This window comes from Chryseobacterium sp. GVT01B (assembly GCF_019970045.1).
Taxonomy (GTDB): Bacteria; Bacteroidota; Bacteroidia; order Flavobacteriales; family Weeksellaceae; genus Chryseobacterium.
On the sequence record NZ_JAHXYI010000007.1, the window covers coordinates 320074 to 342097 of the forward strand.

Here is a 22024-nt window from a genome sequence, read left to right on the forward strand (position 1 = left end):
ATAATATTAAATTAAACCCATTTATTTTATGAATTTGATTAGTCAAAAGAATATATATTTAGAAAATAAAGAAACAAAAGGTTTTCTTGCTGATGTTTTTTATAAAGACACTGAACAAAAACTTCCGCTGGTGGTGTTTGTTCATGGATATAAAGGTTATAAAGATTGGGGAGCATGGAATCTGATGGCAGAAAAGTTTGCTGAAGCAGGTTTTTTCTTCGTGAAGTTTAATTTTTCCCATAACGGAACAACGACCGAAGATCCATATAACTTTGGAGATCTTGAAGCATTTGGCCATAATAATTATTCTAAAGAGCTTTCTGACCTTGGGGTGGTCATTGATCATTTTAGTAAAGATCCACATGTAGATGAAGAAAAGATTGTTCTGATAGGTCACAGCAGGGGAGGAGGGATTTCTATTATTAAAACTTTTGAAGATGAAAGAATTAATGGGTTGATCACTTTGGCCAGTGTGGATACTTTAGACCGCTTTCCCACAGGAGAAGCTTTTGAAAACTGGAAAAAGAATGGAGTTTATTATGCTCTGAACGGACGTACCAAGCAGGAAATGCCACATTATTATCAGTTTTATGAGGATTATGAGCAGAATGTTCATCGTTTTGATGTAGAGCGGGCAACGGAAATGGCAAAAGCTCATATGTTGATTATTCATGGGACAGAAGATGAAGCGGTAGAGGTAAAACAGGCCGAACATCTTCATATTCTTCACCCAAATTCTGAACTTTTCCTGATTGAAAATGCCAACCATACTTTCGGTGCAAAAGAGCCCTGGACAGACACGGATTTACCCAAAGATCTGAATACTGTAACCGAAAAATGTATTGATTTTATCAAACAAAAATTGAAATAAAACGTTTAAAACTACGTTATTATAAATTAACCACCATATCAGTATCATTATGAAAAAAATTATTGCAGGCGCATTCGCGCTCTCATTATTCGTTGTTTCATGTAAAAAAGAAGCCAAAACAGAATCTTCAGCAAACACAGATACTTTGGCTACAGTAATGCCTAAAGATTCTGTAATTACAAAAAATGATTCTGTAGCATCATCATCTCCTTCTGCTCCGACTCCGGACAATATTATCACCAAAAATGTGGGTAAATACCCTCATGATATCAAATTCTTTGAGGATAAAAGCATCACAGATAGACTAAAAAAACTAGCAGGAACTCAATATGATGAAATGGTGAAGAATTTCAATGTAGAAAGTCCTGTCACATCAGAAAACGGAATTTATAAACTGTCCGGCTGCAAGCAGCATGACTGCCCGGGATATGCAACACATATCTACTACGATGCTAAGAATGATAATCTGAATGTTTCTATTGATAAAAACGGAAAGGTAACAGACTTTGCTGAAAAAGGGAAAATAACGGTTTCCGAAACTTTGAAAGCGAAATAAAATGTGAGATTGGAAGCGGGAAGATATAAGCTGAGAGTTATTAACGGCATTCGATATCTATTGAAATCAAAATAGAACTGTTTTCCAAAATATTAATTTGGACAAAAGTTATTTAGAAAACTTTCTGAACTTCCAACTTCCATCCTAAATAAAAAATCGGTCTGAAATTTCAGACCGATTTTTTATTGTATTGTGAGTAAAACCCACGCTTCTTCCACTTTACTTTCCAGAAGCAGTTTCTGGGCATTAAGGTGAATATCATCATCCGCATGGAAATCACCAGCAGGTAATATTTCTGTATTGGCAAGCATTCCAAGATCATTCCCTGTAAATACTTTACTGTACTTAATCGCATCAGGCAGCTGATCAAAGCCGATTCCTTTTGTGGCCAAAGGTTTTGGAACTTCAAAAAGGCTGTTCTCATTACTTCTGGAATACCAGTTACTACCTAAACGGGCCACCATGTCCAGTTTTTTCTGATCCAGATTTCCAGCTTCATTCAGGTATTCTTCTCTGATATGAATTTTCTGAACTTCACAGATCACAAGATTCCCGGCACCGCCCTGATCTCCCAGTGATTTTACCTCTAAAACTTTACATTCAAAGTTGACAGGGCATTCTTCAATCAGTTTAGGCTGTACAAGATCAGCATCTTTCATGGTAAGTCCGGATTTAATAAACTCATTGACTCCAGTTTCATATTCTGTAGAAGCTAATGAAATCTGCTGTACAATCGGAAAATTGACTGTTCCAATAACGACTTCCGGTACTTCAAGAACATTTTCCAGCGTGTGCTTCGTTGTATTGTCACGTACTCTCCTTGACGGTGAAAAAATCAAAATCGGTGGAACCGTACTGAACATATTAAAAAAACTGAACGGAGATAAGTTGATAGTACCATCTTTATCTACCGTAGATGCCAGAGCAATCGGGCGTGGTGAAACAGCCGTCTGCATGATGGTTTGAAGTTGTACGGAAGTTGTCTCGGAGGGGATTACTGTTTTCATATTTTATTTAACCACAAAAGGCACAAAAGTTTTAAGCTAAAACAACTTTAATTTTTAAAGTTCAAAAAAGCATATCATAATATTGGTTTACGAAGGTTTCCTGTCCTTCATGATATAAATTTTTCACATTAAAATTTACCAAAATGCCTTTTGGTTTCTTCATTAAGTTAATATAATTTAGAAGTTGAGCTCTATGAATCTCTGTTAATTTTGACACTGATTTTAATTCTACCACAATTAAGTCTTCAATTAAAAAGTCACAAAAGAAATCACAATTAATTTCTTTTCCTTTATAGTATACCGGAACTTTTAGCTCAGACTTAAAATTAATATTTCTCAATTTAAGTTCTTCTTCCAGACATTTATGATAGACACTTTCCAATAACCCAGGCCCCAGAACTTTGTGAACTTCTATACAAGCACCATTTATCTTATATGTTAGATCTGTTAAATAGGACTGTGTAATCATAAATCCTTTTATGACTTTTGTGGTAAAAGATTAAAGTGTCGGAATAATTTTACCGGAAACTTCACCGAAACCTACTCTCACACCATCTTTTTCAGCCCAGGCTTTCATGGTAACGGTATCATTATCTTCAATGAATTTTCTTTCTTCACCATTGCTTAATGATAGAGGATTTTGTCCTCTCCATGTAAGCTCAAGCATAGAACCGAAAGATTTTGGATCACTTCCTGAAATGGTACCGCTGGCATATAGATCTCCCACTTCCACGTTACATCCGTTTACGGTGTGGTGTGCCAGCTGCTGGGTCATATTCCAGTACATGTGTTTGTAGTTGCTTTCGGAGATTAGGTTTTGTTCTCCGTTTTCAGGTTGAATATAAACTTCAAGGTTGATGTCATAGTTTTGATCTCCTTCAAATTTTAAATAGTCTAAAACTTTAGGATCCTGTACTGGTGAAGCTGTTCTGAACGGCTCTAAAGCTTCAAGAGTAACTACCCATGGAGAAATAGAAGAACCAAAGTTTTTCGCAAGGAATGGCCCTAACGGAACATATTCCCAAGATTGAATATCTCTTGCAGACCAGTCATTGAAAACTACCATTCCGAAGATGGCATCTTCTGCTTCTTTGGTAGAGATACTTTCTCCCATCTCTGTATTTTTATTGATGATGAAAGCCATTTCCAATTCAAAATCCAGTTGCTTACATGGTCCGAATACAGGTTTATCAGCATCAGCAGGTTTCATCTGACCTTTCGGACGGTTGATTTCTGTTCCGGATACTACAATTGAAGAGGCTCTTCCGTGGTAACCTACCGGTAAATGTTTCCAGTTGGGTAATAAAGCATTTGCAGGATCACGGAACATTTTTCCTACGTTGGTAGCATGTTCAATGCTGCTGTAAAAGTCTGTATAATTGGGGATGTGAACAGGCATCATCATTTTTACTTTATCAAGATCATAGAAAGCTTCTTCTATTGTTTTCTGATCCTTTGATAAAGTTGATCCTTCCTGTAATAAAGTCTGAATTTTATTACGAACAGCATTGGTAACCGGTTTACCAAGCTCGATAAATTCGTTGATGGTATACGCTTCAAAAACATTGTCGTCTAATCCTTCAATATCTTCAAAATAGCCAAGATCATACAAGGTAGCAAGATCAACTACCTGATCTCCGATTCTTGTACAGCATCCGATATATTCTTTGTTAAAAACTGCGACTCCGAAAGGAATATTATGTATAGAAAAATCCGAGTTTGAGGAATAGTCTACAAATGATTTCATAAGTTTAGATTTTAGTTAGATTAAAATATTGCTGAGAGTATGTTCTCAGAACATTTATTTTGTCTTTTTTGAGTAAGATGCTTCATCTATCCATCTGTCTCTGGTATTGACATCGATGAGATATAAAATATTATCCTGCTGGGTCAACAATAATGTTTTCGTAACAGGCATTGGGATTTTTTTATTTTCAAGCATATCTGCTCTTAAAGAAATAATATTTTTTTTCCTGACGATATCCCCGGTGAAAACATTAGAACTGCTTTCTCCAGTAGCTTTATCATCGAAAACTTCTACATAAGTGGCATTGTTCCCTTTGATAATAATAAAGTCCCGTTCCGTATGATCAGCCTCATCTTTGATGAAAACAAATTTCTTGTTGTCAATATTTACATTTTCAAGATGCTGATTGATGCCTTTTCTTTGTTCAAGTCGGTTAAGGATTTCATTCAATGAACCATATTGAGCGTTAAGCCCTAAAGTTCCTAAAAGGGAAATCCCAATTAAAAGTTTTCTCATATACTGTGTTTTATAAAAAAGTTTTGCCAGAATACTGTATTCTGACAAAACCTATATTTTTTAATGTAAAATTAAAGATTACCTCTTCTTTCCTGCTCTCTTTCTAATGCTTCGAATAAAGCCTTGAAATTTCCGGCACCAAAACTCTGTGCACCGTGTCTTTCAATAATCTCGAAGAATAGAGTAGGACGGTCTTCTACAGGTTTGGTGAAAATCTGTAATAAGTATCCTTCTTCATCATGATCAATAAGTATACCTAAATCCTGAAGTTTTTTAAGATCTTCATCAATGTGACCAACTCTTTCAGGAACCATATCGTAATAAGCTTCTGGTGGAGCAGAAAGAAACTCTACACCACGTTTTTTTAATTCCGTTACGGTGTGGATAATATCTTTTGTAGCAACAGCAATATGCTGTACCCCTTCTCCTTCGTAGAAATCAAGATATTCTTCTACCTGAGATTTCTTTTTACCTTCGGCAGGTTCGTTGATAGGGAATTTTGCGAATCCGTTTCCGTTAGACATTACTTTAGACATCAAAGCAGAATATTCTGTATTGATCTGCTTGTCGTCAAAAGAAAGGATGTTTACAAATCCCATTACTTTTTCATACCATTCTACAGTCGGGATCATTCTGTTCCAGTCAACATTTCCTACACAGTGGTCTACATACAATAAACCAGCTTCTTCAGGCTTATAGTCACTTTCCCACTTTTCATAACCAGGCATGAAAGCTCCGTTGTAATTTTTTCTTTCTACAAACATGTGAACGGTTTCTCCATACGTGTAGATACCGGACATTCTTACCTCACCATGCTCATCAGTTAAAGTTACAGGCTCTAAATACGGTTTACCACCTCTTTTAGTTGTCTCTTCAAAAGCTGCATAAGCGTCATCTACCCAAAGTGCCAAAATTTTTACTCCGTCACCATGTTTTTTTACGTGCTCGCTGATAAGAGAGTCAGACTTAAGTCCGGTAGTTAATACCAATCTGATTTTTCCCTGTTGAAGCACATAAGATGCACGGTCTCTTACTCCTGTTTCAGGACCCGCATAAGCTACAGACTGAAAACCGAAAGCGGTTTTGTAATAATGGGCAGCCTGTTTTGCATTTCCTACATAAAACTCAATATAATCTGTACCGTTAATCGGTAAGAAATTTTCTGCTTGAGCTATTTTCTCGGCAAATGTAAGTGTTGACATATTTTCTCTTTTACTTTTATTTTATTGGTATGCAAATTACAAAAATCTTAGACATTGCGAAAATATTCCCTTGGATTCATTGAATATATTTAACATAAAGTTAAAGAAGAGTTTACTTAAGTATATTTAAGTTTCTTACGTTTAAAATCGGGTACTTACATTTGTAATACAAAAGACAAGTGAAAAAAATATTTCGAAACATGAAAGCCGTAGAAATTTTCTACGGCTTTCTTTTTATATTGTTTCAATTTTTCTGTTTAACATTCCTGCATCGGGATTATAATTATCCCATATCTTCCAGGTATTATTTATTTTACGGATGAAGTAGATCTGGGTACTCAGCTGGTTGACAAAATGCTCTTCTCCGGTTTCTCCCACTTTAAAGAGAAGGTTCCAGAATTCCTGAGTCTCCAGTATTTTTTTGTCCGGTTCATCTGTAACGATATGAATATCAAAAACTTCATAATTGGATCGGTTGTTTTTAGTAACCAGATGAAAATCCTTATCACACAGTTCTTTACTGAATTGTGACGCTCTCTCCAAAAACGGGGAATCATCAAATACAAGACCTTTTAAAAGTTCAGTATTGTGAGAGGGAAACAGCTTGTAAAATTCAAAAGCCGCCGCACAGTAATCATAAACCATCTGCGTAAGATATGACTGATTATCAGATCCCTCATCTTCCTGCTTCTTATGTCTTACAGATAAAATATAATCGTTCAGGTCTTTGTAGCCTAAGAAAATACAGATCTTATCTAATGTTTTAAGAAACCTGAGATCATTATGGGTTTTATCCTGATAATCATTTTCAAAAAAACGCTGCAAGGTAACATGTGAAATGGTATTTCCGATTTCAAATTTTTTTCCCCCTTTCAGTTCTTCAGCTTCTGAGAGTTCATCTTTAATAATTTCGGAAAGAATAATATAATGGCTTCTTTTCCATTCATTCACATTCCCCAAAACGGAATTCCTTACCTTGGAATGCTTTATAATCTCTTCCCTTATCGAATTATATATAGTTTTCAATTTGCTTGTTTTTGAATGAGTTTTATCAAAAATACTGCCAAAAGATTAATGCTTTTTTATGATTCTGCGGATGTAGATTCAAAATATGTTTTGAGATTTTCAGTAAAAAAACAATTTGGAAATCCTTATCGTTTGATTATCAGTGTTTAAATCTCTCGAAGGCTGCTCTCTCCAGCATTTCTCTGTCATCAGGATGGGCAATGCTGATGAGTTCCTGTGCTCTCTGGCGGAGGTTTTTTCCATACAGATAAGCCGTTCCGTATTCAGTAACAACGTAATGAATATGTCCTCTTGTGGTTACCACACCAGCTCCCTGTTTAAGAAAAGGAACGATTCTGGAAATTCCTTTTTTTGTTCTTGCGGTAATGGCTATGATAGGTTTTCCGTCGTCACTTAATGCGGCACCACGCATAAAGTCCATTTGCCCTCCAATTCCACTGTATTGCATTGTTCCGATAGAGTCTGCACATACCTGTCCTGTAAGATCTATTTCTATGGCAGAATTGATGGCAACCATTTTTTTGTTTCTCATGATGTTGATCGGGAAGTTTACTTCACTCACATCTCTGAATGCAAATACGGTGTTGTCATCTACATAATCATATAGTTTTCTGGTTCCGAAGCAGAAACTCGTAATGGTTTTATTATCGTTGTACCCTTTGTATTTGTTGTTGATGACATCATCCTGAATAAGATCTATAACCCCGTCACTAAGCATTTCGGTATGAATTCCAAGGTCTTTGTGATTGGTAAGACATTTCAAAACCGCATCAGGAATTGTCCCAATACCCATTTGAAGAGTAGATCTGTCTTCAATAAGTTCAGCTACATTTTTTCCGACAAGCATTTCTTCAGGACCTACTTTTGAGCCGTAATCTACTGTTGGAAGTTCCTCTTCATGCCAAACCAGTTTATGAATTCTGCTGATGTGGATCATACCATCTCCGTGGGTTCTTGGCATTCTGGGATTAACTATAGCAACAATGATTTTTGCAGTATCTACCGCTGCTCTTGCAATATCTACAGAAGTTCCCAGCGTACAGAAACCATGTCTGTCCGGAGGAGAGACCGTGACAATTGCGACATCCAGAGGCAGGATGTTTTTTCTGAATAATATAGGAATTTCACTTAGAAAGACAGGTACAAAGTCTCCTCTGTCAGAATTCACTGCATCACGCACAGGAGTGGAAACAAATAAAGAGTTGATGAAAAAACTGTCTTTGTATTCCGGTTTTGCAATTTCTACATTGCCTTGTTGGGTAATGGAAACCATTTCGACATTTTGCAATCGGTGGGACTGTCTTGCCAGCTCATCAATCAGGTAATTAGGAGTACATGCACTGCCGTGAAAAAATACTCTGTTTCCACTTTTTATCGTATATATTGCTTCTTCCGCACTGATGTAATTATTCATATTTTGTCTTTTTTAAAAGGGTGTTGAGAGCATTTTTTATTGCATAAAATACTTCTATTCTTTCAAAGATAATCTTTATAATTTTATATTCATATAAATATTTTAAGGATATTGTAGAGACTTTTGTCATGCAAATAAGCCAGATACCATTTAAAATAAAAAGAACCAAATGCATTGGCATTCAGTTCTTTTATTTCTGATGTTATAAAACTCTTAATTGGCAGTTTCAACAGCTGTTTTCTGCTTCATACTTCCTGTTTCTGCAAATCGTAAATGCCAGCTGAATGATTCTTCGAGTAAATGAGGGGTGTGTCCTCCTCTTTCGCATGCTCTGTCAAAATAAGATTGTAATTCTTCCTTATAATCCGGGTGAACACAGTTGTCTATGATTTTCTGTGCTCTTTCTCTCGGTGCCAATCCTCTTAGATCGGCTAATCCTACATCCGTTACCAGAATGTCTACATCATGTTCAGTATGATCCGTATGAGAAACCATGGGAAGAACATGGGAAATATTGTTGCCTTTTGAAGCTGCCTGAGTAACGAAAATACTTAAGTAAGCATTTCTTGCAAAATCTCCTGAACCTCCGATTCCGTTCATGATTTTTATTCCTCCAATATGGGTAGAGTTTACATTTCCATAGATATCAAATTCAATAGCTGTGTTGATGGCTATTACTCCCAATCTTCTGATCAATCCTGGAGTATTGGAAATATTCTGAGGTCTTAACACAAATTTGTCTTTATATTTTGAAAGATTTCCTAAGACTCTTTCATAGCATTCCTGAGAAACGGTAATGGATGATGCTGATGCGAAGCTTAGTTTACCCGAATCTATCAGGTCAAATGTACTGTCCTGAAGAACTTCGGAAAACATGGTCAGGTCATAAAAATTACTGTCTTTGAATCCGGTTAGAACTGCATTAGCTACTTTACCAATTCCTGCCTGAAGAGGGAGTAGTCTGTCTGTAAGACGTCCTAACAGAACCTCATTTTCAAAAAATGCAAGAAGATGTTTGGCGATGGCTGTTGTCTTTTCGTCCGGTTCTGCAATGTCTGCCGGGCTGTCTTTACGGTTGGTAAAAACTATGGCTTCAATTTTTTCAGGATCTACAGGAATGCTTTTTCTCCCGATTTTGTTCCACGGAGCTACAATTGGGATAACATTTCTGTAAGGATAATCCTCCGCCTGGTAGATATCATGGATTCCGTAAACTTCTTCTGGAACTTCGGTATTGATTTCAATAATCACTTTTTTAGCCAAAGCCGCAAATGTCACTGAATTTCCCACAGATGTAGTAGGAACAATACTTCCGTCTCTTTCAATATAAGCCGCTTCGATAATGGCTACATCAATGCTCTGAAGATTTTTAGTGTGGAGAAGTTCCGCACTCTCACTTAAATGCTGGTCGATAAAGAGGATTTCACCGTTGTTGATTTTGTTTCTTAAAATAGGATCTACCTGGAAGGGCATTCTTTTCTTTAAAACATTAGCTTCTGCCAGCTTCCCGTCGGTACCGTGCCCCAGTGAAGCTCCGGTCATTAAAGTGACTTTAAGGTCTTCTGTTTTTCCTCTTTCTGCAAGTGCCGGCAAGATAGCTTTGCTGTCACCTGCTTTTGTAAAGCCGCTGGACCCGATGGTCATACCGTCTTTAATGATTTTTACAGCATTTTCTGCCGTGGTTACTTTTTGGTGTAGACTTTCTAATCTGATTCTTTCTAACATGTAATATTGATTTTGTTTTAAACCACCATTACTTAGGATGCGTCATGAAAAATAATGATGGCTAATATGTTAACCATACCTCACAAATTTACGAAAAAAGACGCTTTAAATAAAGGATTTAAAGCGTCTTTTGTATGTATTCAGTAATACTTTTTTAATATTAAATAAATCTATTTGAATTTTTAACCACAAAAGTCACAAAAGCTAGGGTAAACATTTTGGTTTAATAGAAAAGCCAGTATTAGTGCTGCCTAAAATTCACATTAGAGGAAAATCTTCGATTTTCAAAACTTTTGTGTTCTTTATAATTAATAAAGATTCATCTATAAACCTTTAGTGTTTAGATCTTTTGTGGTTGATATTAAAGTTTAAAATTGTTTTAATTCTTAGTAGACTATTCCAACCATGAAGTTTTATAAGAAGGATCTTCTACTTTTAAAGCTTCTTCGGTAATTTTCAAAGGACGGAAAGGGTCAACCATAACAGCATATTCTTCCGTGAATTTTTTACCGATACTTCTTTCCATAGCACCTGGATGAGGTCCGTGTACAATTCCTCCCGGGTGCAGCGTGAAATCCATCAGGTCAATATGATTACGGCTCATGAAATCACCTTCTGTATAGAATAATACCTCATCAGAATCAATATTGGAGTGATTGTAAGGTGCCGGAATAGCCTGTGGATGGTAATCGTACATTCTTGCACAGAATGAGCATACTACGAAATTGTGACCTTCAAAATTCTGATGAACCGGTGGCGGTTGGTGAATTCTTCCGGTAATAGGCTCGAAGTTTTTAATATTGAATTTATAAGGATAGAAATATCCGTCCCAGCCTACTACATCAAACGGATGCGTTGCATAGATGAAGTCAGTGATCTGGTTTTCTTTTTTAACTTTAATCAGGAATTCTCCTTTTTCGTCAACAGGTTCTTTGAAAACAGGAGCAATCATATCTCTTTCGCAGAACGGAGAGTGTTCCAAAAGCTGCCCGAATTCATTTCTGTATCTTTTCGGAGTATAAATAGGAGAGTGACTTTCTAATACGAAAAACACAGTATCATCAGACTTCAGTTCTACCTGATAAATTGTTCCTCTCGGAATAATAAGATAATCTCCGGTTACAAATTCAAGATCTCCTACAAATGTTTTTAAAATTCCGGTTCCGTTATGAACATACAAAAGTTCATCACATTCCGCATTTTTGTAGAAGTAATCCATGGATTTTCTTGGCTTGGCCAATCCCATTTTCAGATCGTTGTTCATCAAAAGGATTTTTCGGCTGTCCATGAAATCGTCTTCAGGAGTTACATTCATTCCCTTAAACATTCTTGGAGCAACGTTTTTTTCCACAGCTATTTTTGGAGTGACATCTTTCGGCTCACCGATAGATTTGATCTGCGTAGGGCGGTGGATATGATATAACAGAGAAGAAATACCATGGAAGCCTTCTGTACCGAATAGCTGTTCATAGTAAAATTTATCTTCCGGAGACTTAAAGATCGTATGTCTTTTTGGTGGGATATTTCCCGCTAGATGATATCTCATTTTACTTTCGTATGTAGTTTCTCAAATTTAATCATTTTTCATGAATTGGCTTAATCTATATTTTTTCAGCAAAGTTTTGTATTTGAAAAATAATTGTTAGATTTGTCTAACAATTTTAATTTCATGAAGCGAATACTATTTTCTATCACTTTTTTATCAACCTATTGTTTTGGGCAGGAGACAGACAGTTTAAGTTTACAGCAGTCTAAAACTTTGGATTCTGCAAAAATTATGAAGAGGGAATTTAAGACAAGTAACATCGAAGATGTGGTGGTTACCGGAACCATAAAACCGATGAGCAGATCCAAAAGTCCTGTAGCAGTAGAGATCTACAGTCAGAAATTTTTTCAGAAAAATCCAACTCCGAGTATTTTTGAAGCTATTGCTATGGTGAACGGAGTAAAACCTCAGCTGAATTGTTCCGTGTGTAATACAGGAGATATCCACATCAATGGATTGGAAGGTCCTTACACCATGATTCTGATTGACGGAATGCCGATTGTAAGTTCACTTTCCACCGTATATGGATTAAGTGGAATCCCGAATAGTCTGGTGGATAGAATAGAGGTAGTAAAAGGTCCTGCATCATCCATTTACGGTTCTGAAGCGATGGGAGGGGTAATTAATATTATTACAAAGAATGCTTTGACTGCTCCTAAGCTAAGTGTAGATATGATGACGAGTACCTGGAGTGAGAATAATCTTGATCTCTCCACTAAGTTTAACATAGGAAAGAATGCCGCTTCATTATTAAGCTTGAATTATTTCAGCTTTCAGGAAAGAATAGATCAGAATAAAGATAATTTTACAGATGCCACTTTACAGAGCAGAATTTCTGTTTTTAACAAATGGAATTTTAAAAGAAAGGAAAACAGACAGGCGAGTTTTGCAATGAGATATCTGTATGAAGACCGTTTTGGAGGAGAAATGCAGTGGAACAAATCTTACCGTGGCAGTGATCAGGTATACGGAGAAAGTATTTATACCAACAGGGCAGAGGTTTTTGGATTGTATGAATGGCCAATGAAGGAGCATATTGTAACTCAATTTTCTTACAATTACCATGACCAGAATTCGTTTTATGGATCCAATCCTTTCAATGCTACTCAAAAAGTAGCTTTTGTACAGACGTATTGGGACAGAAGCTTCGGGAAACATGATATCACAGCCGGACTTACTTTCAAAAGAACTTTTTACGATGACAACACTCCAGGAACATTGGCTGCGGACGGCATCAACAATGCTCCGATGAAATCACCGATTTGGGGAGCTTTTGTCCAGGATCAGTGGGAGATTAATGATAAAAATACTTTATTGCTTGGATACAGATATGATTATGATAAAGTACATCACTCAGTACATTCACCGAGGTTAGCATGGAAATTTTCACCCAATCCGTATCATACGCTGCGTTTCAATTTTGGAACAGGTTTCAGAGTAGTTAATTTATTTACGGAAGATCACGCTGCATTAACAGGTTCAAGAGAAGTTGTGGTAAAATCAGATCTTAAGCCGGAAAGATCGGTGAATGGAAACCTGAATTATATCTGGAAAATTCCTGTTGGTAACCGAATGGTCAATCTTGATGCTTCTGCATTCTATACCTATTTCAGTAATAAAATTGTGGGAGATTTTGATTCCGATCCTGATAAAATTATTTATGATAATCTTCACGGATATGGAATTTCAAGAGGAGCTTCCCTGAATGTTGACTTTGCATTTCAGTTTCCGCTGAGTGTTAATCTAGGGGTAACTTATCTTGATGTATACCAGAAATTTGATAATGAAAATCAAAAAACACAGCAGCTGCATGCTCCGAAATGGAGTGGAACATACAATCTGACTTATAAATTTCCACACAATCTGACGGTAGATTTTACAGGACAGTTTTATGGACCGATGCGACTTCCTGTTTTAGTGAATGACTACCGCCCGGAATATTCACCATTCTATTCTTTGGCTAATATTCAGGTGTCCAAGAGTTTCAAATCAGGGTTTGAGGTGTACTGCGGAATTAAGAACTTATTCAACTTTACCCCTAAAGATCCTTTGATGAGACCGTTTGATCCATTTGATAAACATGTTGATGATCCTGTCAACAATCCTAATCATTATACTTTTGATACGGCATATGGCTACGCTCCAATGCAGCGCATCAGAGGTTTTCTGGGAGTAAAATATACTTTGAAATGAAAAAAATAACTTTATTTTTAATGTTAGTGCCCTGTTTTTATCTGTCTCAGATGAAGACAGGCACTTTTTCTGAATGGGAGGTTCTGCAAAAAAAAGAATCCAGACCTGTGGTGATCCATCTTTATACAGATTGGTGTGCGGTCTGTAAAATTGAATCTTACCGTTTAAGTAAAGATAAAGAACTGGTAGGAATGATGAATGAACAATTTTATTTCATCAATTTTGAAGCGGAAAAAACGAAGGAGACCATTCGTTTTCAGAATCAGGAATTTGAATATCTGCAGAATGGAAATTCGGGAATTCATGAATTGGCACTGGCTTTGTCAAAAAATAAAAATCAGCCTGTTTATCCTTTATGGGTATTCTTGGATAAGCATCAGAATCTGGTGTATTATCAGGAAGGACAGCTGACGCCTGAAAAAATGAAGGAGAAACTGAAGGAGATTTCTGCTTTGTAAAGTGTTTGTTTTTTGTTGGAAAAACGAAAGGGCGCAAGTTTTTTCTTTGTTGATATTTTTTAGTCGCAAGGATTTTATCTGCGATAAAATTGTATAATTCTAATACTATACATTAATCCTTGCTGAAAATCTTTGATTTTCTTGCGCCTTAAAACAGAATCATATTTATTTTTCTTTGCGCCTTTGCGTTTACCCAACTTTAAAGGTCTTCTTTTTATTTCCCGCAGATTGCACAGATTTCTGCTTTGTAAATTGGGGGGTGTTGGAAAACGCAAGGGCGCAAAGTATTTTCTTTTATTATGCTGTAAGGCGCAAGGATTTTATCTGCGATAAAATTGTATAATTCTAATACTATATACATTAATCTTTGCTTAAAATCTTTGATTTCTTGCGCCTTAAAACAGTATCATATTTATTTTCTTTGCGCCTTTGCGTTTTCCAACTTTAAAAGGACTTCTTTTTATTTTTCGCAAATTATACAGAATACACAGGTTTTTTTTGTTGAGCTTTTTAAAATCTGTGAGAACTATCCAATCCTTAAATTTTTTAAATAATTAAATCTTTTAATTTTCCCCTTCCGCATCAATCAAAACAGCAAGCTGAATACAAGGCTCGTCAGACCGATTGCTCCATGCATGATTTGTCCCTCTTTGAATAACGATATCTCCCGGTTTCAGAAGCGTTTCACCTACTTCCATGATGAGGTAGAGCTCACCAGAAAGGATAATGATATAATCCAGTGTTGAAGTCTGATGCATCATCGGATGAGGTTCATTCTTTTTCCATTCAACTCCTAAATCTTTATCAGGCGGAACCACTACATACCGGAAATAAGTACCATTTTTGGGAGTTTGCGGAAATCCGGTGTTAGGAATTCTGGTTTCAAATTCCAGGCTTGCTGGCATTGTCTGCGTATTCCATACATCAGAAATAATCAGTCCCGGAAAATGTTCCACTGCATTTTCTACCGATTGATCTTCTACAATGATCGATTTTCCGTTTTTAATTCCTGTTACAATTCGTCTTGGTATTTTGTTCATAGCTTAGTGTTTCATGATAAGTTTATGACCCTGGGTCTGATTATTTTTTAATAGAGAATGCGCCTGCAGAACAGTGTCCAGAGAAAGATTTCCTATGAGTTTATGCTGTGGTGGAAGAATAGTTTCATTCTCAATGAGTTCTTTTATTTTAAGTAAGCTGTTTTTGTAGTACTCATATTTTTTGATCATTCCGTAAGTATAATTGGAGATATTCATCATCAGACTTCCTTTATTGAAAAGAATTTCATGAGCATCTTTAGTAACTAAAGCTGTTACGTCTACGTAAGTTCCATTAATTTTTAAAACTTCGGCAGTCACTTCTGACATGTAATTTCCTACGAGATCAATTCCATATTCAAAAGGTTGGTTATTGTTGGCTTTTAAAATATTTTCAATAAGATTTTCATCTCTGTAATTAACGATCTGATGACTTTTTAATCCTAAATTGAGAAGCATTTGTCTATTTTCTTCACTACCAACGGTTGCTGTGATATTCCGGATATTGTGGGCCAGTAAAAGTTTGACCAAAAATGAGCCAACACCTCCGGCTGCGCCAGTAACAAGGATTGTGTTTTCCGGATTTAATTTCAGACGGTTAAAGATTTGCAGAGAGGTAAGTCCTGCGGAAGGAATAGAAGCCGCCTGCTCAAACGAGATATTTTTTGGTTTAAAAGACACAATAGCTTCAGGTACGGCAACATATTCTGCATAAGTACCGTTGCTTCCCATGGAGCCACTGCCGCAATAGACCTCATCACCAATGTTGAATTGCGTAACTTCGGACCCTTTACCGACAATGATTCCTGATAATTCTCTCCCTAATATGGGAGAACTGATTAGTTTTCTTTCCAGTTCGTTTTCCAGCATCTGATAATCGATGGGATTGAAACCACTGGCTTTAATCTGGATTAAAACTTCATTATCTTTAGGTTTTGGCTGTTCGGTAAAGCCGTCTTCCAGCTTTCCGTTTTTATTTAAAATAACTGCTTTCATTATTGTTAATTTGATACACAAATGTAAAGAGGGAATAGTTTATATTTGCTACTAGTTAACTAATGGTAACTAGTTACCTTTATGAAACTATTATGGCAAAAATTACTGAAAACGGCATCGAAAGAGAGGCAAGCTGTACGGAAGAACTGTTCGCAATGCGGGACAGTCTGGACGTTTTAGGAGGAAAATGGAAACTGATGATTTTACGATATCTGACGAACAGACCGGATCAAATGATTCATTTTAAAAAGCTGGAACGCAGCATTGAAGGAATATCTGCAAAAATGCTGAGCAAGGAATTAAAAGAACTGGAAACAAATCTTCTGATCACAAGAACCATTCAGGATACGAAACCTATCACGGTAACCTATGCTGTGACTGAGTACGGGAAATCTGTATTTCCTGTGACAGAAACATTAGTCAATTGGGGAATAATCCATCGGGAAAAAATTAAAGAATCAATGGGATAGTTATGAGATATTGGAAAACGCAAAGACGCAACAATTTTCTTTTAAATATGCCTTAAGGCGCAAGGATTTTATCTTTGAAAAAATTTAATTCTGTTGAATTTTAACTGAAACAAACTTGCTGAAAATCTCCCATTGAGCGAAGTCGAAATGTTCTTGCGCCTTAAAGCAGTATGTTATTAAATTTCTTTGCGCCTTTGCGATTACTAATAATATGGCTTCATAGAGAAAAAATCAATTAATCTATGTCGATAAAAAATCCCCAGACCCGTGTGGAGCTGAGGATTTTTGATAATACCAAATTGTTTATTAATTTTTATCTAGCCAGGACTGTATAAGTTCAGAATGATCTTTCACCCATTCTTTGGCTGTAGTTTCTTTATTTTTACTCTGTTCCATTTTCATTAAAAGGTCAGACATGTTTTCATCATCAAAATGAAGTTTAGAAAAGAATCTGGCCAGTTCCGGATGGTCATTCCCAAAGCTTTTTCTGGAATAGGTTTTAATCTGTTCTGCTTCTCCATATATTTTTTTTGGATCATCAAGAAACTTAAGCTTCATCTTTCCAAACATCCAGTGAGGCTGCCATCCGGTTACCACAATCCATTCTTTTCGCTGTATCGCATTCTGCAATTCGGTGATCATGGCAATGGTAGAGGAGTTAATCTGTTGATAATCCAGTTTATAATCAATAATTGCTTTGTCAGTTCCGGTGGTTAATCCCGCTCCTTTTTCAATTCCTATAATTCTGTGATTGAATTGATCCTTATATTGATTAAGTTCTTCAATAGAGTTAACAGGAACATATTCCGGTACTACCAATCCTATACGACCGTTGTCATAATTGGTTCCAAGATGAGTTAATCCCGGAAATTTAGCAAGCTTTTTGGCATGGGTGTAAGGAAGCCAGACTCCCATGAAAAGGTCTGTATCTTCATTATTCATCGAAGCCAAAATCATATCTGTAGAGGCTTTTTGAATAATAACGTGATATCCTTGTTCGTCAAGAATAGCTTTTGCAACATGCGTCATGGCGACATCTTCTGCCCAGCCGTCTACCATTCCGATAGTAATATATTTAGAGTTTTTTATGTTTTCACACGAACTTAATGCTGAAAATAGTAACATTAAAACGGGAAAAAACAGATATTTTAATTGTTTCATCTTATTGCTTTTTCTTTACAAATCCCTGGGTAATCCTGTCGAGGATAATCGCTAAAATCACAACGGATAATCCGCTTTCAAATCCTAATCCGATATCCAGATTATTAATTCCTTCCAGTACTTTTTCACCTAAACCACCTGCAGCAATCATTCCTGCGATCACCACCATGGATAAGGATAACAGTATGGTTTGATTGATCCCTGTTAAGATCGTTTTCATTGCTAAAGGAAGCTCTACTTTAAACAGAATCTGTCGGTTGGTTGCCCCAAAAGCTCGTGCTGCTTCCACAATGTCTTTCGGAACGGCTTCAATTCCCAATGCTGTTAATCGTACCGCGGGCGGCATGGCAAAAATGATGGTTGCAAAAGCACCAGGCACTTTACCAATACTGAAAAATAATACAGCAGGAATCAGGTAGACAAATGCGGGCATTGTCTGCATCAAATCCAGTAAAGGACGAATGATTTTGTCAGCAATTTTACTTTTAGCAGCCAAAATTCCCAAAGGGATAGAAAGGATAAGGGCAGTAATGGTGGACACAAAAATAAGTGCCAGCGTTTCCATCGTTTCTTTCCATAATCCCATTAAAAATATCAGGCTTAATCCGGCTGCAGTTACCACAGCAATGCCTTTTCCGGCTTTCCATAATGCCAGCAGGGTAAAAAAGAGAATGATTACATAAAAAGGAGTGTTTGTTAAGACCCATTCAATCCCCATGATAGAGGAGTTTCCTACATGTTTTATAACATCAAATACAGGTTTTCCATTTTCTGTGAGCCAATTGATTGCAGTTTCTACATATTGACCTATATCTATAGTTTTATTCATCTTATTGGTTGTTTGCGATTTCTTTTAATTCAATAATTTCTTCTTCGTTAAACTTGGTCGCTTCTATGACAAGAGATAACTGGGTAACAAGACCTAAAAATTTGTTGTCTTCATCGATTACAGCGATGGCTGATTTACTTCCGGAAATTAACGGCAGCATTTCTTCCACAGTGACCTCAGGGTAAACTGAAGGAACATTACTGTTGATAATTGACTCCACTGTAGGTTCTTTCTTTTTGGCAATGCGGACCACATCGTTAAGGGTCACAAAGCCCAGAAATTTATTTTGAGAATCTACCACCGGTAAGTTTTCTAATCCTGTTGCTCTCATTTTTCTTAAAGCTCCTTCCGGGCCGTCTTTTCTGAAGCGTACTACCGTAGCTTTGTCGAACATCAGAGACCTGGCAGTAATAATTGTTTTACGGTCTACTTTCTCTACGAAAGCTTTTACATAATCGCTGGCAGGATTGGTTAAAATATCTTCTGCTGTTCCTATCTGTTCTATGACACCATCTTTCATAATGACGATACGGTCTCCGATTTTAATGGCTTCGTCCAAATCGTGCGTAATAAAAACAATAGTTTTTTGTAAAGTATTCTGCAGTTCAAGCATCTGATCCTGCATTTCAGATTTTATCAAAGGGTCCAGTGCGGAAAAGGCTTCATCCATAAGCAGTACTTCAGGATCATTAGCTAAAGCTCTTGCTAATCCTACTCTCTGCTGCATTCCTCCTGATAGTTGGGAAGGATACTGATTTTCAAAACCATTTAAACCAACAATATCTAATGCTTTCTGTGCTTTTTCATCGCGGGAAACTTTGCTTTCTCCTCTGATTTCCAGCCCGAAACCTGCATTGTCTAAGATAGTATGGTGAGGCAGCAATCCGAATTTCTGGAAGACCATACTCATTTCTGTTCTTCTTACTTCAAGAAGTTCCTTGTTGCTTTTGCTGGTAATATCATCGTCATTGATGTATACTTTTCCTGAGGTGGGCTCATTCAGTCTGTTAAGGCAGCGCAGTAAGGTAGATTTTCCACTTCCTGACAATCCCATGATGACAAAAAATTCTCCTTCATAGATCTCGAAACTTGCTTTGTTGATTCCTATGGTGCAGCCTGTTTTTTCAAGAATTTCCTTTTTGGAAAAGCCTTTGTCTAAAAGTTCCTGTGCTTTTTCTTTGTTTTTGCCAAAAATAATAGTCAGATCTTCTACTTTAAGTTTTACTTTTCTACTGTTTTCATTTTTTTCCATATTCAGAATTTTTGAATTAATAAATGATATAAAAAATTGTACACCAATTCATTATATACGTTTAGCTTTAGTTGTTCTGCTGATGAGGATAGGATAAAATAATTTGCTAAGCTTTTAATGATAAAAGCTTTTAACAAAAAAATAATGCATAAGAACCATGAGGCCTTATGTTTATTTTAAATATTTCAATAGATTATACTCTAGAAAAAGAGTGCATTTATGTAAAAAGAAATTAATCTTTTACATAGATTCTACAATTAAATTACTGATGAGGTAATTACAGATATGTGTACTGAACAACTTGAACGCCTACTTTGCATCAAAATGCAGGCCAGCATAAAAAAACTGTGTATCAATTTTTTATGACAGTGCAAATTTACGAATTTTATATTAAATGGATTTTTATGGCTGTAATGTATTGATTTTCAATAGTGTTTTTGGATTGAGATTTCATGAGAATTTTTCTCTTAATACTAAAAGCTAAGAGAAGATTGACATTGCCGGTATGATCCCGTGAATTATTTCAGTAAAACTGCAATGATTGCCAGTATGGCAGGAAGTGCCTGTACAAAGAATATTTTTTTAGTGGCTGAAATGGCACCGTAAATTCCTGCAACGGCCACACATCCTAAAAAGAATAAAGCTACATTGGTCTGCCATTGAGGATCTTTAATCAAAAATGACCAGATGAGTCCGGCAGCCAGAAAACCATTGTAAAGTCCCTGATTGGCAGCCAGTCCTTTGGTAGGTTTAAACATTTCTGCAGGTAAAGCAGCTTTGAAAACTTCTTTTCCTTTCGTTTCCCAGGCAAACATTTCCATCCACAGAATGTAGATATGTTCTATTGTGACTAGGGCGATCAAAATTTTAGCAACGATTTCCATAATAAATATTTTCTCATTGTAAAACTAAAAAAATAAAGTTAAGTTTGATTACTAAATATTATAATGGAAACTTTCAAGGCACATTTAGATAAATTCATTACGATCACTGAGGAGGAATTTACTTCTATTATTTCTTTTTTTCAGATCTTAAAAGTTAAAAAGAAAGAAAATCTGATGCTTGAAGGTGATATCTGTAAATTTAAATATTTCGTATTGGAAGGATGTCTGAGGAAGTTTTTTGTAAACGAAAAAGGAGTAGAGCAAACCACAGAATTTGCTATAGAAAACTGGTGGATGTCTGATACTTTTGCTTTTGAAAAACAGGTGAAGTCAAGCTTTAATATTCAGTCTGTAGAGAATTCCAAAATTTTAGTTATTGATTTCCAGTCTCAGGAGCTTTTATTGGAAAAGCATCCGGTAATGGAACGTTATTTCAGAATGGTCTACCAAACGGCTTATGCGGCTGCTGAAAAAAGAATCCGTTATATTTATGAGATGACAAAAGAAGAATATTATGTTCATTTCAGTACATTGTATCCTTGGTTTATACAGAGAATTCCTCAATATTTAATTGCTTCGTTTTTAGGATTTACTCCGGAATATTTAAGTGAAATCAGGGCGAAGTTACGATCTTAAACCAGTTTAAGATTTTTACGGATCAGAAACCGGAAATTTGTCATGTTATTAAAAGTCAATACAATGACAGATATCAAAAATCAATTTCCACAGCTATTTTTAAGACTTGCTCTTGCTGTAACCATGCTTTCTGCTGTGGCAGACCGATTTGGATTTTGGAGCAAAGAAAATTCAGCATGGGGAAACATGGAGAGTTTTAAAGAATATACAAGACAGCTGACATTTTTTCTGCCGGAAGCCTTGAGTACGGTTTCAGCGTATGCCGCTACCTTTTTGGAAATTCTTTTTCCTTTGATGCTGATTTTGGGATTTAAAACAAAGTTTGCAGCCTATGGAAGCGGTATCTTAATGTTAATTTTTGCCATATCTATGACCATTGCATCAGGACCAAAAGCCCCACTGAACTATTCTGTATGGGTGGGAAGTGCAGCCGCGCTTTTACTGGCAGTACAACAACATTATTCTTTAAGTATAGATCAATTAACCAAAAAAATATAA

22 protein-coding genes are annotated in these 22024 nt (G+C 36.2%); 7 read left to right on the forward strand and 15 right to left on the reverse strand.

What is annotated here, in order from left to right:
• The first annotated feature begins 28 nt into the window (after positions 1-28).
• Together LC457_RS18715 and LC457_RS18720 are read left to right on the forward strand one after the other, a co-directional pair.
• The gene (locus tag LC457_RS18715; RefSeq protein ID WP_223601213.1) at positions 29-871 is read left to right on the forward strand and encodes a S9 family peptidase; all 843 of its coding nucleotides are present in this window, start codon (positions 29-31) and stop codon (positions 869-871) included.
• A 49-nt stretch (positions 872-920) separates the two neighbouring features.
• Positions 921-1427: a hypothetical protein gene (locus LC457_RS18720; protein WP_223601214.1), complete on the forward strand. Its 507-nt coding sequence runs from the start codon at positions 921-923 to the stop codon at positions 1425-1427.
• A gap of 182 nt (positions 1428-1609) precedes the next feature.
• Here LC457_RS18720 and LC457_RS18725 read toward each other — a convergent pair whose 3' ends face one another.
• The 9 genes from LC457_RS18725 to LC457_RS18765 form a co-directional block, all read right to left on the reverse strand.
• Complete coding sequence (locus LC457_RS18725) at positions 1610-2434, reverse strand: flavin reductase family protein (RefSeq protein WP_223601215.1); 825 nt, start codon at positions 2432-2434, stop codon at positions 1610-1612.
• Between the two features lie 61 nt (positions 2435-2495).
• Positions 2496-2903 (reverse strand): GxxExxY protein, encoded by a 408-nt coding sequence (locus LC457_RS18730; protein WP_223601216.1) that lies wholly within the window; start codon positions 2901-2903, stop codon positions 2496-2498.
• A gap of 30 nt (positions 2904-2933) precedes the next feature.
• The gene (fahA, locus tag LC457_RS18735) at positions 2934-4181 is read right to left on the reverse strand and encodes a fumarylacetoacetase (RefSeq protein WP_223601217.1); all 1248 of its coding nucleotides are present in this window, start codon (positions 4179-4181) and stop codon (positions 2934-2936) included.
• 54 nt (positions 4182-4235) lie between these two features.
• Positions 4236-4697 carry a hypothetical protein gene (locus LC457_RS18740; RefSeq protein ID WP_223601218.1) on the reverse strand — a complete coding sequence of 154 codons (462 nt, stop codon included), beginning with the start codon at positions 4695-4697 and terminating at the stop codon, positions 4236-4238.
• Between the two features lie 71 nt (positions 4698-4768).
• The gene (gene hppD / locus LC457_RS18745; RefSeq protein ID WP_047424361.1) at positions 4769-5899 is read right to left on the reverse strand and encodes a 4-hydroxyphenylpyruvate dioxygenase; all 1131 of its coding nucleotides are present in this window, start codon (positions 5897-5899) and stop codon (positions 4769-4771) included.
• Positions 5900-6133: 234 nt separating this feature from the next.
• Entirely contained in the window at positions 6134-6925 is a 792-nt protein-coding gene (locus LC457_RS18750) for a hypothetical protein (protein WP_223601219.1), read from the reverse strand.
• Between the two features lie 139 nt (positions 6926-7064).
• Positions 7065-8339, reverse strand: coding sequence for an acetyl-CoA hydrolase/transferase family protein (locus LC457_RS18755; protein ID WP_223601220.1), 1275 nt, complete (start codon positions 8337-8339; stop codon positions 7065-7067).
• A gap of 213 nt (positions 8340-8552) precedes the next feature.
• A complete protein-coding gene (locus LC457_RS18760) occupies positions 8553-10064 on the reverse strand; it encodes a succinate CoA transferase (RefSeq protein ID WP_223601221.1) in 1512 nt (503 codons plus the stop codon).
• A 394-nt stretch (positions 10065-10458) separates the two neighbouring features.
• Complete coding sequence (locus LC457_RS18765; RefSeq protein WP_223601222.1) at positions 10459-11610, reverse strand: homogentisate 1,2-dioxygenase; 1152 nt, start codon at positions 11608-11610, stop codon at positions 10459-10461.
• A 123-nt stretch (positions 11611-11733) separates the two neighbouring features.
• Here LC457_RS18765 and LC457_RS18770 point away from each other — a divergent pair, with 123 nt between their 5' ends.
• On the forward strand, positions 11734-13803 hold the full coding sequence (locus LC457_RS18770; RefSeq protein WP_223601223.1) for a TonB-dependent siderophore receptor: 2070 nt from the start codon (positions 11734-11736) through the stop codon (positions 13801-13803).
• A complete protein-coding gene (locus LC457_RS18775; protein ID WP_223601224.1) occupies positions 13800-14261 on the forward strand; it encodes a thiol:disulfide interchange protein in 462 nt (153 codons plus the stop codon). The genes LC457_RS18770 and LC457_RS18775 overlap by 4 nt, the downstream gene beginning before the upstream one ends.
• A 563-nt stretch (positions 14262-14824) precedes the next feature.
• Here the strand turns inward: LC457_RS18775 and LC457_RS18780 are convergent.
• Entirely contained in the window at positions 14825-15301 is a 477-nt protein-coding gene (locus LC457_RS18780) for a cupin domain-containing protein (RefSeq protein ID WP_223601225.1), read from the reverse strand.
• A gap of 3 nt (positions 15302-15304) precedes the next feature.
• Positions 15305-16294 carry an NADP-dependent oxidoreductase gene (locus LC457_RS18785; protein WP_223601226.1) on the reverse strand — a complete coding sequence of 330 codons (990 nt, stop codon included), beginning with the start codon at positions 16292-16294 and terminating at the stop codon, positions 15305-15307.
• 92 nt (positions 16295-16386) lie between these two features.
• On the opposite strand from LC457_RS18785, the gene LC457_RS18790 reads away from it, so the two are divergent.
• Positions 16387-16764, forward strand: a complete 378-nt coding sequence (locus LC457_RS18790; protein WP_223601227.1) for a helix-turn-helix domain-containing protein — start codon at positions 16387-16389, stop codon at positions 16762-16764.
• 306 nt (positions 16765-17070) lie between these two features.
• On the opposite strand, the gene LC457_RS18795 is transcribed toward LC457_RS18790, so the two are convergent.
• The 4 genes from LC457_RS18795 to LC457_RS18810 form a co-directional block, all read right to left on the reverse strand.
• On the reverse strand, positions 17071-17925 hold the full coding sequence (locus LC457_RS18795) for a glycine betaine ABC transporter substrate-binding protein (protein ID WP_223601228.1): 855 nt from the start codon (positions 17923-17925) through the stop codon (positions 17071-17073).
• A gap of 1 nt (position 17926) precedes the next feature.
• Positions 17927-18754, reverse strand: coding sequence for a proline/glycine betaine ABC transporter permease (locus LC457_RS18800; protein WP_047424380.1), 828 nt, complete (start codon positions 18752-18754; stop codon positions 17927-17929).
• Position 18755: 1 nt separating this feature from the next.
• Positions 18756-20006 (reverse strand): glycine betaine/L-proline ABC transporter ATP-binding protein, encoded by a 1251-nt coding sequence (locus LC457_RS18805; RefSeq protein ID WP_223601229.1) that lies wholly within the window; start codon positions 20004-20006, stop codon positions 18756-18758.
• Between the two features lie 518 nt (positions 20007-20524).
• Entirely contained in the window at positions 20525-20890 is a 366-nt protein-coding gene (locus tag LC457_RS18810; protein ID WP_223601230.1) for a DUF1304 domain-containing protein, read from the reverse strand.
• A gap of 63 nt (positions 20891-20953) precedes the next feature.
• On the opposite strand from LC457_RS18810, the gene LC457_RS18815 reads away from it, so the two are divergent.
• Both LC457_RS18815 and LC457_RS18820 read left to right on the forward strand, forming a co-directional pair.
• Entirely contained in the window at positions 20954-21526 is a 573-nt protein-coding gene (locus tag LC457_RS18815) for a Crp/Fnr family transcriptional regulator (protein ID WP_223601231.1), read from the forward strand.
• Between the two features lie 63 nt (positions 21527-21589).
• Entirely contained in the window at positions 21590-22024 is a 435-nt protein-coding gene (locus LC457_RS18820; RefSeq protein WP_223601232.1) for a DoxX family protein, read from the forward strand.